The sequence below is a fragment of the Alkalihalophilus lindianensis genome (genome assembly GCF_032843265.1).
Classification (GTDB): Bacteria; Bacillota; Bacilli; order Bacillales; family Bacillaceae_D; genus Alkalihalophilus; species Alkalihalophilus lindianensis.
Window position 1 is genome coordinate 1 of the sequence record NZ_JAWJBA010000716.1, and the last position, 252, is coordinate 252.

Here is a 252-nt window from a genome sequence, read left to right on the forward strand (position 1 = left end):
GCGCCACCGGCGACCTCGCCGGCGCCAAGGCCCTCGCCGATCGCCTCGCCCGCACCACGGGCATCTCGGCGCTCACGACCTCCTCCGACACGCTCGCCCTGCTCGTGCGGCAGGCGCGCGTCGACCTCGGCCTCGACAGCAGCCGCGCCGTCGCCCGACCGGCCCGGCCCACCGCCGCCGACGAGACGGCGCCCGACTCGCTCCCGCGCTGACGGAGAGCGTCGCCAGGCCCCTTGGCTCTGCCGACAATTT

At 77.0% G+C, this 252-nt stretch carries 1 protein-coding gene; it reads left to right on the forward strand.

Features of this window, described 5'->3' with window-relative positions:
- A partial coding sequence (locus tag RYX56_RS24035) for a hypothetical protein (RefSeq protein ID WP_317124341.1) occupies window positions 1–212 on the forward strand: 212 nt, incomplete at its 5' end.
- Window positions 213–252 lie beyond the last annotated feature (40 nt).